A 13,329-nucleotide genomic window follows, 5' to 3' on the forward strand; every position below is an offset into this window, starting at 1 on the left:
CTCCGCGACGGCACCTTCTACGAACCCCGCCTCCCTGAAACAACCGCCGCATGACCAGCTCAGGCTTGACGAAGGACATAGAGGCACCCCCCGCTCGCCGCCCCTGCCGATCCCGCCCCCTCCGCCCCGCGCTCAGTCCTTCCGTGCCCCCTCCCCGTTCCCCCGCCCCACCAGCGCCAGCGCCCCCCGCTTCAGCCACGGCCAGGCCAGCAGCACGACGATCACGGCGTACACCGTCACCGCGAACGGGGTGTTCACCAGCCCCGTCACGCTCCCGTCGCTGATCTGGAGCGCACGTCGAAGCTGCTGTTCCGCCGACGGGCCGAGGATGACGCCGATCACGGCGGGCAGCACGGGCAGCCCGAAGCGCCGCATCATCAGCCCGATGAGGCCGATGACGAGGAGGATCACCAGGTCGATGGCCTCGCCGCCGACCGCGTAGGCGCCGACGCCCGCGAAGAAGAGGATGCCCGCGTAGAGATACGGGCGCGGGATGCGCAGCAGCTTGGCCCAGACGGGGGCCAGCGGCAGGTTGAGGACGAGCAGCAGCACCATGCCGACGAACAGCGAGGCGATCAGGCCCCACACCAGCTCCGGCTCCCGCTCGAAGAGCAGCGGGCCCGGCTGGATGCCGTACTGCTGGAACGCGGCCAGCATGACCGCCGCGACGGCCGTCGTCGGCAGCCCGAGCGTGAGCATCGAGACCAGCGTCCCGGCCGCCGACGCCGAGGCCGCCGACTCAGGGCCCGCGACGCCCTCGATGGCGCCCTTGCCGAACTGGTCCTTGTGCTTGGAGAGGCGCTTCTCCGTCACGTACGACAGGAACGTCGGGATCTCAGCGCCGCCCGCCGGGATCGCGCCGAACGGGAAGCCGATCAGCGGCCCGCGCAGCCACGGCCGCCAGGTGCGCCGCAGGTCGGAGCGGCCCAGCCAGGGCTGTCCTACGGGGATCGACTCGCCCTGCCCGCGCCGCAGATGGGCCGCGACCCACAAAGCCTCACCGATGGCGAAGAGGCCGACGGCGACGATGACCACGTCGATGCCGTCCGAGAGCTGGAGGCTGCCGAAGGTCAGCCGCTGCTGGCCCGTCATCTGGTCGAGCCCGACCAGGCCCAGGGTGAGGCCGATGAGCAGGGAGGCGAAGCCGCGTACCCGCGAGGAGCCCAGCACCGAGGTGACGGCGATGAAGGCCAGCACCATGATCGCGAAGTAGTCGGGCGCGCCGATGTCCACGGCGAGCGAGGCGACCGTCGGCGCCAGCGCCACCAGCAGCACCGTGCCGATGATGCCGCCCGCGAAGTGGCCGATGGCGGCGGCGGCCAGCGCCTGGGAGCCGCGCCCCGACTTGGCCATCGGGTTGCCCTCGATGGCGGCGACGACGGCGGCGCTCTCACCGGGGGTGTTGAGCAGGATCGAGGTGGTCGAGCCGCCGAACATGCCGCCGTAGTAGATGCCGGCGAACATGATGAACGCGCCCGTCGGGTCCAGCCCGTACGTCACGGGCAGCAGCAGCGCGACGGCCATGGCAGGGCCGATGCCCGGCAGGACGCCGATGGCGGTGCCCAGCAGCACGCCGACGGCCGCCCACAGCAGGTTGAGCGGGGTCAGCGCGGTGCCGAATCCGTCGAGGAGTGAGTTCAGCGAATCCACTCAGATCACCCCCATCAGCGGGCCGCCCGGCAGCGGGACGCCCAGCGCGGTGTTGAAGAGCGCGTACGTGGCGAAGGCCAGCACGGCGGCGATCAGCGGATCGCGGACCGGGTTGCGGGAGCCCAGCGCGTAGGCAGAGCCCCAGAACAGCAGCGCTCCGGAGAGGGGGAAGCCGAGCGGGTCGATGAGCGCGGCGAAGGCGAGGAAGACGCCCGCGAGGAGGGCGACGGTGCGCCAGTCGCCGGGCTCGTCCAGGTCCACGTCCTCGCCGCCCTCGGCCTCGCCGCGACCGCCGCGCAGCACGTCGACGGCGAGCACGGCGGCGACGAGCAGCAGCGCGCAGCCCACGACGAGGGGCACGGTCCTGGGCCCGACGGGCCCGCGCTGCGAGGAGACGGTGTCCATGGTGACCGCGTCCGTGAGGACGAGGACGCCGACGGCCAGCAGCAGGACGCTGACGCCGAGTTCGGAGCGTCCGCGCAGCTTGGCGCGCAGCCCGCCCGGCGCGCTTCCGGGTTCCGGCTCCCGCGCGGGGGTGTCGGTGTCGGTGCCGCTCACTGGCCCAGTCCCTTCAGTACCGTGTCGACGCGCTTGTCCTGGCCCTTCAGGAAGCGGCCGTACTTCTCGCCCGTCAGATACGCGTCGTCCCAGCCGTTCTTGGCCAGCGACTTCTTCCACTCGGGGGACTTGTGGAGCGCGTCGAAGAAGTGGATGAGCTTGTCGCGCTCGGCGTCGGAGAGCCCTGGCGGTGCCATCACGCCGCGCCAGTTGGTGAACTCCACGTCCACGCCCGCCTCTTTGAGCGTCGGCGCGTCGAAACCCTTGATGCGCTCGGGGCCCGTCACGGCGAGCATCCGCAGCTCGCCGGACTCGATCTGATCGCGGTACTCGCCGATCCCGGAGACGCCGAAGGCGACCTTGCCGCCCAGGACCGAGGCCAGCAGCTCGCCGCCGCCGTCGAAGGGCACGTAGTTGACGGACTTGGTGTCGATGCCCGCCTTGCCCGCCATGAGCATCGGCGCCAAGTGGTCGGGCCCGCCGGCGGAGGAGCCGCCGCCCACGGCCAGCTTGCGCGGGTTCTTCTTCCAGTCCGCGAGGAGCTGCTCGAACGTCTTGTACTTGGAGTCCTTGGCGACGACCACGATGTCCGGCTCCTCGACGAGCCGCGCGATGGGTGTCGCGTCGGCCAGCCCGGAGGGGGAGTGGTTGGTGTGCACGGCGCCGACGACGCCCAGGCCCATGGACATGGCCAGCTTGCCGTTGCCGCGCTCGTTGACCAGCCGGGAGAGCCCGACGGTGCCGCCCGCGCCGGGCAGGTTGAACACCTCGACGTTGTGGCTCAGCCCGGCGTCCTCCGCGTTCTTGGCCGCGGTACGGGCGGTGATGTCGTAACCGCCGCCGGGGGTGTTGGGCACCATGAACTGGAGCCCGGGGATGTTCGTCCCGGTCTCGGCGCCGCTGCCCGTGGTGATCAGCGGGGGGCCGATCAGCAGGAGCAGCGCCGCCCCGAGCGGGGAAAGATAGGTGCGCAGGCGCACGCGGGGGCACCGCCTTCCGGTGGTGAAACCTAGGGGGTAGGAGCGTGTGGGACGGGCCACATGCTGCACACCCCATACGGCGGTGTCGCCCCCTGTGCAGCTAAGGAATCTTGTGTTCGTTGTGGTCCTTTTGTTCACGGCATCCCGGCGCGGGCGCCCGCGCGGGCACCGTAAAGTTCCGCCATGCTCCATCTGCGGATGATCACACCCCACGACCGCACGGAAACGGTCGTGGAACTGCTGCGTACGACGGTCGGCACGGCGCACCTCGCGGTGCTGGCCGGTGCCGCGCGCGACCCCGAGGGCGACGTCGTCATGTGCGACGTCGCACGGGAGGCGGCGGACGATCTGATCGGAGAGCTGCGCGGTCTCGGGCTGCCCGCCGACGGCTGCATCACCGTCGAGAACATCGATCTGTCCCTCTCCGAACGCGCCGACAAGGCCGAGACCGACGCGCCCGGCGAGGGCGTGGACGCGGTGCTGTGGGACTCGCTGACCGACGCGACGCACGAGGAGTCGCGGCTCTCGGTCACCTACCTGGCCTTCCTCACCCTCGCGACGATGCTCGCCGCCTGCGGTGTGATGCTCGACAGCGAGATCCTGATCGTCGGCGCGATGGTCGTCGGGCCCGAGTTCGGGCCGCTCGCCGGGGTGTGCACGGGGCTGGTGCGACGGGCCTGGTGGCTGGCGTGGCGCTCGCTGGGCGCGCTGCTCGTGGGCTTTCCGCTGGCGATGGTGGCGACGGGCGTGTTCGGCATGGTGATGGATGTGACCGGGGTCTTCTCGGAGGAGCAGTACCACGCGCCGCACCCCTCGACGGAGTTCATCTGGCAGCCCGACCTCTCGTCGTTCGTCGTCGCCCTGCTGGCCGGTGTCGCCGGGATCCTCTCCCTCACCTCGTCCAAGTCCGGGGCGCTGGTGGGCGTCGCGATCTCGGTGACCACGGTGCCCGCCGCCGCGAACGCGGCCCTCGCGCTGAGCTACGGGGACCTCGGCGAGACGTGGGGCTCCGCCGTGCAGCTCGGCGTGAACACGGCGGGAATCCTGCTGGCCGGAACGGTCACTCTGCTGGCGCAGAAGGCGTTTTGGGCCCGCCAGCGCGCTAAGCGGCCAGCGGTGTCCGGCTGAGGCCACCCCTCTTTGGCGTGGGCCGTCGGCCCCTGGGCCCTGGCCTCTGGCCCCTGGCTCCTGCGACGCGAAAGCGCCCCGTCACGAAGTGCTCGTGACAGGGCGCTTTTTCGTCCCGGGCCGCGCAGGCTTCCCGGGTCCCGCGGGCTAGTCGTCCAGGCGGGTGGCCGTGACCTTCGGGGCGCTGCCGTGGTCGCCGTCGGCCGGTCCGTCGGACTCGTCCTCGTCCTCGTCGGTCCCGGTGGTGGGGCCGATCCGGATCTCGAAGTCGCCGCCGTACTGCTCGTGACCGGCGACGACGGCCGTCTCGATGGCCTCCTCGCCGCGCTCGCCGATCACGATGAGACGGTCCTGGCGCAGGTCACGCATGAGCGCGACACAGAGCCCGATCATCACGACCGTGAACGGCACGGCGACAAGGATCGTGAGGTTCTTCAACCCCGTGAGTGCCGTATCCCCGCCGCCTCCGATCAGCAGCATGATCGCGGCGACCGCACCGGTCAGCACACCCCAGATGATCACGACGGGCCTGGTCGGCTCCAGCGTGCCCTTCTGGGAGAGGGTGCCCATGACGATCGACGCGGCGTCCGCGCCGGAGACGAAGAAGATGCCGACCAGGATCATCACGACGAGGGTCGTGACGCTGACGATCGGGTACTCCCGCAGCACCGCGAAGAGCTGGCCCTCGGCCGTCGCCTCGTCGGTGAGCTTCGCGCCGTGCTCCTCCAGGTGGATGGCCGTGCCGCCGAAGATCGCGAACCAGACGAGGCTCACGACGCTCGGCACCAGGATGACGCCGCCGACGAACTGGCGGATCGTACGGCCGCGGCTGATGCGCGCGATGAACATGCCGACGAAGGGCGTCCAGGAGATCCACCACGCCCAGTAGAAGACGGTCCAGCCCGAGAGCCAGTCCGCGACGTTCTTGCCGCCGGTCGCCTCCGTACGGGCCGCGAGCTGCGGCAGGTCGCCGATGAACGAGCCGACCGAGGTGGGCAGCAGGTTCAGCATCAGGATCGTCGGACCCGCGATGAAGATGAACAGCACCAGCAGACCGGCGAGCACCATGTTGATGTTGGACAGCCACTGGATGCCCTTGGCGATGCCGGAGACCGCGGAGGCGACGAAGGCCGCCGTCAGCACCACGATGATCAGGACCAGCAGGCCCTCGCTGACGCCGTCGGCCCAGCCGACCTCCTTCACACCGCTGCTGATCTGGAGGGCACCGAGGCCCAGCGAGGCGGCGGATCCGAAGAGGGTGGCGAAGATGGCGAGGATGTCGATGACCTTGCCGACGCCGCCGTTGGCGTGCCGCTCGCCGATCAGCGGAGTGAAGACCGCGCTGATCGTCTGCCGCCGTCCGCGCCGGAAACAGCTGTACGCGATGGCCAGGCCCACCACCGCGTAGATCGACCACGGGTGCAGCGTCCAGTGGAAGAGCGTCGTGGCCATGGAGTGCTCCATGGCCTCGGAGTTGCCGGACGGGTTGGTACCGGGCGGCGGGTCCGCGAAGTGGGTGAGCGGCTCGTTCACCCCGTAGAACATCAGGCCGATGCCCATGCCCGCGCTGAACATCATCGCGACCCATGAGACGGTCTTGAACTCGGGTTCCTCTCCCTCCTTGCCGAGGGTGATCTTTCCGTAACGGCTGAACGCCAGCCAGAGAGCGAAGACGACGAACCCGGAGGCGGCGAGCACGAAGGCCCAGCCGCCGTTGTGCATGGTCCAGGTGAGCATCTTCGTCGAGATGTCTTCCAGGGAGCCGCTCGCGACGCCTCCCCAGATGACGAACGCGAGGGTCAGCAGCGCCGTGACGCCGAAGACCACGCGGTCGGTCTGCGGGACCAGGGAGGTCCGCAGGCTCGGTGAGGCGCCTGGCGGCGACTCCTTCTCTGGTGCGTTCCGTTCCACCCGTTCCTCCGGCACGCTGGGACCTTTCATCTTTTGGACAGGGCAAGCACGGGAAGCGGCTACCCGACTTCACGCGCGGCATGTGCTGATGAAGAGTCAACAATACGCAAAGGGACAGCCGTTCGAGGTTTGAGCGACGAAAACCGTGACAGGGCCTCCATCGGGACCGGTTTCCGCAGCTCAAGAGGGTAATAACGGCTGAGCGGGCGGCTCGGCAACCCCCGTCCTGTACGGGTTCGTATGGGCCGTTCGAATGACCCGGCACAGTCTTCGGGATCTGAAGGGATACGGATCGAGGGGCGAGGGGAGGCCGCGCGGGCGCGGGGCGCTCAGGTGCCGTGGGTGCCGCGGACCTCCAGTGAGGACAGCAGCTCCTCCGTGGCCGCGGCGATCCGGTCGACGGCCAGCTCGAACGCCTCCGCGTTGTGCGCGGCGGGCTGACGGAAGCCGGACACCTTGCGCACGTACTGGAGCGCGGCGGCGCGGACGTCCTCGTCGGTGACGGCCTCCGCGTACGGGGGGCGCAGGGTCTTGATGCTTCGGCACATGCCGTCGACCGTACGCCGACGGCTCGGCGAAGGGGGCGGTTCGGCGGGGAGTAGGGCCGTTCGGCCCCCTCCGGGAGCAGGCCCGCGCGGTCATGATGGAGAAGTGGGGGAGGGGGAGGACCGGGCTGGACGAGCCAACCCCCGGTGCGGCTCGTCCAGCCCGCAGGGCACCCCGGTGGGCATCCCGGTGAGCACCCTGGTCGCCTCTCCATCGCGCCCGCTCTGACCTGCGGTTACGCTCTCGCTCGCCACTCGAATGGCGGCGAGGTACCGTGAACGGGAGGAGGCGGTTATGCGCACTATGTCTGGAGTGCTCGGCACTCTTCCACCGGATCAGCGGGAGCAGCTCCGTGCGCTCGGCCGGGACGTGGCCTTCGCCGCCGGAGACCGGATGTTCGAGGAGGGCGGCCGGGCCGACCGCTTCTGGATCATCCACACCGGTTCCGTCACGCTCGACATGCATGTCCCGGGGCGGCGTGCGGTGGTCATCGACAGCCTGGGGCACGGCGAACTCGTCGGCTGGTCCTGGATGTTCCCGCCCTTCACCTGGCAGATGGGCGGCGAGGCCGCGAGCCCCGTGCGCGCGCTCCAGTTCGAGGCGGACACGGTGCGGGCGCTCTGCGAGCGGGACAGGGAGCTGGGGCACGCGCTCACCCACTCCGTCGCCGGGGTCATCGGGCAGCGCCTCCAGCGCTCCCGCACCCGGCTGATCGACCTCTTCGGCCCGTACGCGCTCCCTTCGGAGTGAGCCGCGCTCCCTTCGGAGTGAGCCGCGCTCCCTTCGGAGTGAGCCGCGCTCCCGCAGGAGCGGGCCGCGCGCGCACCTTCCACGCGCGGCCCGCGAGCCGCGCCGCCCGCTCCCGAGCGCGCCCGTCGCGGCCCCGCCGCGTACGGGTGGGCTACTGCGCACCGACCCGCAGCGGGGAGACGCGGCCCTCCACCAGGGCCGCCAGTCCGTTGACGGCGCTCAGCTCGGGCTGGTCGGCGATGTGCACGGCCATGCCCGTGACCTGGCGCAGCCACTCGTCGAGCCCGGGGAGCCGCGAGCTGCCCCCGGCCAGCACCATGCCGCGCTCGGCGAGGTCGGCGACCAGGTCGGGCGGGCAGCGGTGGAGCACGTCGCGGATCGCGTCGGAGAGCGCGGTCAGCGGGACCTGGACCGCGGCCCGTACGTCGGACGCGTCGATGCTCACGGTGCGGGCGAGGCCCGTCGTCACATCGCGGCCCAGCACCTCGGACGCCTGGCCCGTCGTGCCGCCGCCGTTGAGCGCGAGGTGCAGGGGGCGGACGGCCTGGCTGGGCAGCAGCAGCTCGTGGTGGTTGCGCAGGTGCTGGACCATGGCGCGCTGGATGGTGTCGCCGCCCATGGCGACGCTGGACGCGGCCACGATCGAGCCCAGCGAGAGCACCGCGACCTGCGTGCTCGTCGCGCCGCAGACCAGGATCATCGTGGCCTCGGGCTGTTCGACGGGCAGCCCGCAGCCGACACCCGCCGCCGTCGGCGCGTCCACCAGCTCGACCCGGCGCGCGCCCACGCCCGTCAGGGTCTCGACGAGGGCGCGGCGCGCGAGCGGGTCCGCGTCGTACGGGGTGGTGACGGCGGTGCGCAGCATGGCGCCCCAGCGCCGCCAGGCCCGGCGCACCGAGGTGCCCACGAGGGCCCGCAGCATGCGCTGGGCCATCTCGGTGTCGATGACGGTGCCGTTGGAGACGGGGCGGACGACCCGGATGTAGTCGGGCGTGCGGCGGTCCATCTCGTCGGCCGAGGTGCCGACGGCGAAGAGCGCCCCGGTGAAGGTGTTCACGGCGACGACGGACGGCTCGTCGACGACGAGCCCCGCCTGCTTGATGTAGACGCGCGTCCGGCTCGACCCGAGGTCGACGGCCACGGAGCAGCGGCGCAGGTTGTCGAGGCTGTAGGTCACTGAGGTTCCGGTCCTTCCCGATGGGCGGAGAGCGGCCGGGCCGAGCGCGGAGCGTGGCCCGATCATCATCCTGCGTGCACGGGAACGGCCCCGCGCGCCGGGCTGAGCCGGACGGGCGAGGCCGTTTCTGGCGGGGTGTCAGCGGACGGTTCCGGCGGCGCGTCAGCCGACGGTCCTGACGGCCCTGGCGGGCGTCGGCCGATGGCCCTGGCGGGCGTCAGCCGACGGGACGGGGCCGCGCCTTCGGCGCCCTCGGCGGCTCCTCCGCCCCGTCGTGCCGCTCGTCGTCCTCGCTGAACTGGGTGCGGTAGAGCTGCTCGTAGCGCCCGCCGAGCGCCAGCAGCTCCTCGTGGGTGCCGCGCTCCACGATGCGGCCCTCCTCCAGCACGAGGATGACGTCGGCTGCCCGTACCGTCGAGAGCCGGTGGGCGATGACGACGGAGGTCCGCCCGGCCAGTGCCTCGGCCAGCGCCTCCTGGACGGCCGCCTCCGAGGTGGAGTCGAGGTGCGCCGTCGCCTCGTCCAGGATGACGACGCGCGGCCTGGCCAGCAGCAGCCGGGCGATCGTCAGCCGCTGCCGTTCGCCGCCCGAGAGGCGGTAGCCGCGTTCGCCGACGAGGGTTTCGAGGCCGTCGGGGAGCGAGGCGACGAGCCCGTCGAGGCGCGAGCGGCGCAGCGCGTCCCACAGCTCCTCGTCCGTGGCCTCCGGGCGGGGCAGCAGCAGGTTGGCGCGGATGGTGTCGTGGAAGAGGTGGCCGTCCTGGGTGACCATGCCGAGGGTGTGCCGCAGGGACTCCGCGGTCAGGTCGCGTACGTCGGTGCCGCCGATCCGCACGGTGCCGGTGTCGGCGTCGTAGAGGCGCGGCGCCAGCGAGGCGATGGTGGACTTGCCCGCGCCCGACGAGCCGACGAGGGCGACCATCTGGCCCGGCTCGGCGCGGAACGAGATGCCGTGCAGCACCGTCTCGCCGCCGCGCGTGTCCAGCGTGGCGACCTCCTCCAGGGAGGCGAGGGACACCTTGTCGGGTGAGGGGTAGGCGAAGCCGACGTCCTCGAACTCCACGCCGACCGGGCCCTCGGGCACCTCGACCGCGTCCGGCTTCTCGGCGATCAGCGGCTTGAGGTCCAGCACCTCGAAGACGCGCTGGAAGCTGACCAGCGCGCTCATCACCTCGACGCGGGCGCTGGCCAGTGAGGTCAGCGGCGCGTAGAGGCGGGTGAGCAGCAGGGCGAGGGAGACGACGGCACCGGCGTCGAGGGAGCCGCGCAGCGCGAAGACGCCGCCGAGCCCGTAGACGAGGGCGAGTGCGAGGGCCGCGACGAGGGTGAGCGCGGTGAAGAAGATCTCCTGGAGCATGGCCGTACGGACCCCGATGTCCCGTACACGCCCGGCCCGCTGGGCGAACTCGGCCGACTCCTCGTCGGGCCTGCCGAAGAGCTTGATGAGGGTGGCGCCCGGCGCGGAGAAGCGCTCGGTCATCTGGGTGCTCATCACGGCGTTGTGGTTGGCGCGCTCCCGCTCCAGCCGGGCCAGCCGGGTGCCCATGCGCCGCGCGGGCAGCACGAACAGCGGCAGCAGCACGAGGGCGAGGAGCGTGATCTGCCAGGACAGGCGCAGCATCACCGCGAGCGTGAGCAGCAGCGTCACCAGATTGCTGACGACCCCGGAGAGCGTGTTGCTGAACGCGCGCTGCGCGCCGATGACGTCGTTGTTGAGGCGGCTGACCAGCGCGCCCGTGCGGGTGCGGGTGAAGAAGGCGACGGGCATCCGCTGCACGTGGTCGTAGACGGCGGTGCGCAGATCGAGGATCAGGCCCTCGCCGATACGGGCCGAGAGCCAGCGGGTCAGGATCCCGGTCCCGGCCTCGGCGACGGCTATCACCGCGATCAGCACGGCCAGCGTGACGACGGTGCTGGACGCGGCGCCGTCGACGATGGCGTTCATGACCTTGCCCGCGAGGAGCGGGGTGGCGACGGCGAGGAGCGCGAGGACGCTGCTCAGGAGGAGGAAGGCCACCAGTTTGCGGCGGTGGCCGCTCGCGAATCTGAGGATGCGGGCGACGGCGGCGCGCGAGAAAGGGTGTGCGTCCTCCAGTGCGTGGCGCGAGTTGTACAGCGCGTTCCACGCGGTCATCTCCATGCTCATGGCGCTCTCCGGTCCGCTCGGTTCGGTTGTGGTGACGCGGGTGGTGCGGGGTGGTGCGGTGCGTCGTCCACGACCGTAGAAGTTGAAGGAAACTTCAAGTCAAGGGTTCTGTTCGCAGCATGGCACCGGAGCGGGGGCGGCGGTACATAAAAGGGGAGAGCGCGCGGACCGCTGGTGCCGTGGCCCGTGCCACGGCACCAGTCCGGATCAGGCCCGGCTCACCAGCTCGACTTGCGCACCCCCGGCAGATATCCGGCGTGCGCCTGCTCGCGGACGTTGATCCGCGAGAGCCCGAACGCGCGCAGGTGCCCGCGCGGGCGGCCGTCGACGCTGTCCCGGTTGCGCACGCGGGTGGCGCTCGCGTCGCGCGGCTGGCGGCCCAGCTCGCGCTGCGCGGCGAGCCGTTCGTCCTCCGGCGTCCGCGGGTTCCGGATGACGGCCTTGAGTGCGGCGCGGCGTGCGGCGTAGCGGGCGACGACGAGCCGCCGCTTCTCGTTCTTCGCGATCTTGCTCTGCTTCGCCATCAGACCCGGCCTCCCTGTGCGCGGATACGGGCGACCGCGGCCTCGATGCCGATGACGTCCACGGTCTTGATGCCCTTCGTGCTGAGCGTGAGCCGCACGTGACGGCCCTCGCTGGGCAGCCAGTAGCGCTTGCGCTGCACGTTGGGGTCGAAGCGGCGGCTGGTGCGGCGGTGGGAGTGCGAGATGTTCTTGCCGAACCCGGGCTGGCGTCCGGTGAGCTGGCAGTGCGCGGACAAGGGCCGGTCTCCTCTCTTATTGAAAACGATTGTCGTTTGTGTAGAGTAGCCCATATGGCACGCAGCGAACTACGACCCCTGATCAAGCTCCGCTCCACGGCAGGCACCGGCTACACCTACGTGACCCGCAAGAACCGCAGGAACGACCCCGACCGCCTGGAGCTGCGCAAGTACGACCCCGTCGCGCGGCGCCACGTCGCCTTCCGCGAGACCCGCTGACCCCGCTCACCCGCTCGACCCGCCGACCGGCGAGGAGAACCCCCATGAAGCCCGGAATCCACCCCACGTACCAGCCCGTCGTCTTCCGTGACCGCGCCGGCGACTTCGCCTTCCTCACCCGGTCGACGGCCACCAGCGACAAGACCGTCGAGTGGGAGGACGGCCGCACCTACCCGGTGATCGACGTCGAGATCTCCTCGGCGAGCCACCCCTTCTACACGGGCACCGCGCGCGTCATGGACACCGCGGGCCGCGTCGAGCGCTTCGAGCGCCGCTACGGCAAGCGCGAGGACCACTGATGGCGGGCGCGGAAGAGGCGGGCGCCCCGCACGCGGGCCCGGGCCTGATGCCCGTCGTCCTCGTCGCCGGGCTGCACGCCGAGGCCAGGCGGGCGGCCGTCGAACGGCTGCTGACCACCGTGCCCACGAGCGTCGCGCTCCACCACGACCTGACGGCAGCGGCGGCGGCCGGAGCCGTGCGCCGCACCGTGCGCTCGGCGCGGGGCGTGCTGGACGAGGGCGAGGCACCGCTCGTCAACGACTGCGCCTGCTGCGCCCTGCGCGAGGACCTGGTGCCCGAGCTGGAGCGGCTCGCGGACAGCGGCGCGTGCGGGCTGGCCGTCGTCGAGCTGTGGGACTCGGTCGAGCCGCGCGCGATGGCCGAGGTCATCGACGCGCACGGCGGGCCCGGGATGCGTCTGACCGGGGTCGTCACGGCGGTCGATCCCGCGCTGCTGCTCCCGTACCTCGGCAACGGCGACGACCTCGCCGAGGCCGGGCTCGCCGCGGCGCCCTCCGACCAGCGCACGGTGGGCGACACCTTCGCGCGGCAACTGGAGTACGCGCCCGTGCTCGCCCTCGCAGACGGCACGGAGGAGGCCGAGGGCGCGGACATGGCGCTGCTGGCGCAACTGCACCCCGTCGCGGACCAGGTGCGCGTGGACGCGCCGGACTTCGCCCGCGCCGCGACGGTCGGCTTCGACGTCGCCGCCGCCGCTGCCCGTCAGCACCCGGCCTGCGCGCTGCTGCCGCAGGAGGCGGACGCGGAGGGCGTGGCCACGCTCGTCTGGGAGCGGCGCAGGCCCTTCCACCCGGAGCGGCTGTACGCGGCGCTGGAGGACCTGACCTGCGCGGCAGTCCGCAGCCGTGGCCGCTTCTGGCTCGCCGACCGCCCCGACACGCTGCTCTCCTGGGACGCGGCGGGCGGCGCGCTGTGCGTGGAGAACGCCGGGCCCTGGCTCGCCTCGCTGCCGGACGCGGCCTGGGAGCTGGTGCCGCCGGTACGCCGCGCCGCCGCGGCCCTCGGCTGGCACCCCGAGCACGGCGACCGCGGCCAGCACCTGGTCTTCACGGCGCCCGGTCTGGACGCGGACGGGCTGCGCGAGCTGCTCGACTCGTGCGTGCTGACCGACGCCGAGTACGCGGGCGGGCCCGACGCGTGGCGCCGCCTCCCCGCGGCCTTCGACGAACTGCTCGACCCCGTCTCGTAGCGCCGCCCCGGCCGC

General features: G+C 71.8%; 14 protein-coding genes. 5 read left to right on the forward strand and 9 right to left on the reverse strand.

Annotated features, from left to right (window positions below; translation table 11 throughout):
• Window positions 1-132: 132 nt before the first annotated feature.
• Genes ACWGJ2_RS30915 through ACWGJ2_RS30925 form a run of 3 tightly spaced genes read right to left on the reverse strand, consistent with a single transcriptional unit; the run spans window position 133 to window position 3,188 of the window.
• Window positions 133-1,650 carry a tripartite tricarboxylate transporter permease gene (locus tag ACWGJ2_RS30915; protein ID WP_453349585.1) on the reverse strand — a complete coding sequence of 506 codons (1,518 nt, stop codon included), beginning with the start codon at window positions 1,648-1,650 and terminating at the stop codon, window positions 133-135.
• Window positions 1,651-2,208: a tripartite tricarboxylate transporter TctB family protein gene (locus ACWGJ2_RS30920; protein WP_453349586.1), complete on the reverse strand. Its 558-nt coding sequence runs from the start codon at window positions 2,206-2,208 to the stop codon at window positions 1,651-1,653.
• Entirely contained in the window at window positions 2,205-3,188 is a 984-nt protein-coding gene (locus ACWGJ2_RS30925; protein ID WP_453349587.1) for a Bug family tripartite tricarboxylate transporter substrate binding protein, read from the reverse strand. The genes ACWGJ2_RS30920 and ACWGJ2_RS30925 overlap by 4 nt, the downstream gene beginning before the upstream one ends.
• Before the next feature lie 183 nt (window positions 3,189-3,371).
• Here ACWGJ2_RS30925 and ACWGJ2_RS30930 point away from each other — a divergent pair, with 183 nt between their 5' ends.
• Window positions 3,372-4,316 carry a DUF389 domain-containing protein gene (locus ACWGJ2_RS30930; protein WP_453349588.1) on the forward strand — a complete coding sequence of 315 codons (945 nt, stop codon included), beginning with the start codon at window positions 3,372-3,374 and terminating at the stop codon, window positions 4,314-4,316.
• A 147-nt stretch (window positions 4,317-4,463) separates the two neighbouring features.
• Here the strand turns inward: ACWGJ2_RS30930 and ACWGJ2_RS30935 are convergent, their stop codons facing one another.
• Entirely contained in the window at window positions 4,464-6,257 is a 1,794-nt protein-coding gene (locus tag ACWGJ2_RS30935; protein ID WP_453349589.1) for a BCCT family transporter, read from the reverse strand.
• 299 nt (window positions 6,258-6,556) lie between these two features.
• The gene (locus ACWGJ2_RS30940; protein WP_453349590.1) at window positions 6,557-6,775 is read right to left on the reverse strand and encodes a DUF2277 domain-containing protein; all 219 of its coding nucleotides are present in this window, start codon (window positions 6,773-6,775) and stop codon (window positions 6,557-6,559) included.
• A gap of 292 nt (window positions 6,776-7,067) precedes the next feature.
• Between ACWGJ2_RS30940 and ACWGJ2_RS30945 the strand changes: the two genes are divergently transcribed.
• Window positions 7,068-7,523, forward strand: a complete 456-nt coding sequence (locus tag ACWGJ2_RS30945) for a Crp/Fnr family transcriptional regulator (protein ID WP_453349591.1) — start codon at window positions 7,068-7,070, stop codon at window positions 7,521-7,523.
• Window positions 7,524-7,674: 151 nt separating this feature from the next.
• Here the strand turns inward: ACWGJ2_RS30945 and ACWGJ2_RS30950 are convergent, their stop codons facing one another.
• From ACWGJ2_RS30950 to rpmB, 4 genes are all read right to left on the reverse strand, one after another.
• Window positions 7,675-8,700 carry a rod shape-determining protein gene (locus ACWGJ2_RS30950; RefSeq protein WP_453349592.1) on the reverse strand — a complete coding sequence of 342 codons (1,026 nt, stop codon included), beginning with the start codon at window positions 8,698-8,700 and terminating at the stop codon, window positions 7,675-7,677.
• 217 nt (window positions 8,701-8,917) lie between these two features.
• The gene (locus tag ACWGJ2_RS30955) at window positions 8,918-10,846 is read right to left on the reverse strand and encodes an ABC transporter ATP-binding protein (protein WP_453349593.1); all 1,929 of its coding nucleotides are present in this window, start codon (window positions 10,844-10,846) and stop codon (window positions 8,918-8,920) included.
• Window positions 10,847-11,064: 218 nt separating this feature from the next.
• The gene (gene rpsN, locus ACWGJ2_RS30960) at window positions 11,065-11,370 is read right to left on the reverse strand and encodes a 30S ribosomal protein S14 (protein WP_453349594.1); all 306 of its coding nucleotides are present in this window, start codon (window positions 11,368-11,370) and stop codon (window positions 11,065-11,067) included.
• Window positions 11,370-11,606 carry a 50S ribosomal protein L28 gene (gene rpmB / locus ACWGJ2_RS30965; protein WP_453349595.1) on the reverse strand — a complete coding sequence of 79 codons (237 nt, stop codon included), beginning with the start codon at window positions 11,604-11,606 and terminating at the stop codon, window positions 11,370-11,372. Before rpmB ends, rpsN begins: the two co-directional genes overlap by 1 nt.
• Window positions 11,607-11,660: 54 nt before the next feature.
• Here rpmB and rpmG point away from each other — a divergent pair, with 54 nt between their 5' ends.
• The 3 genes from rpmG to ACWGJ2_RS30980 are packed head-to-tail and all read left to right on the forward strand — an operon-like array spanning window position 11,661 to window position 13,314.
• On the forward strand, window positions 11,661-11,825 hold the full coding sequence (gene rpmG, locus ACWGJ2_RS30970) for a 50S ribosomal protein L33 (RefSeq protein ID WP_453349596.1): 165 nt from the start codon (window positions 11,661-11,663) through the stop codon (window positions 11,823-11,825).
• A 44-nt stretch (window positions 11,826-11,869) separates the two neighbouring features.
• Window positions 11,870-12,124, forward strand: a complete 255-nt coding sequence (locus tag ACWGJ2_RS30975) for a type B 50S ribosomal protein L31 (protein ID WP_453349597.1) — start codon at window positions 11,870-11,872, stop codon at window positions 12,122-12,124.
• Entirely contained in the window at window positions 12,124-13,314 is a 1,191-nt protein-coding gene (locus tag ACWGJ2_RS30980; protein WP_453349598.1) for a CobW family GTP-binding protein, read from the forward strand. Before ACWGJ2_RS30975 ends, ACWGJ2_RS30980 begins: the two co-directional genes overlap by 1 nt.
• The last annotated feature ends 15 nt before the right edge of the window (window positions 13,315-13,329 follow it).

The organism is Streptomyces sp. NPDC054796, from assembly GCF_053611545.1.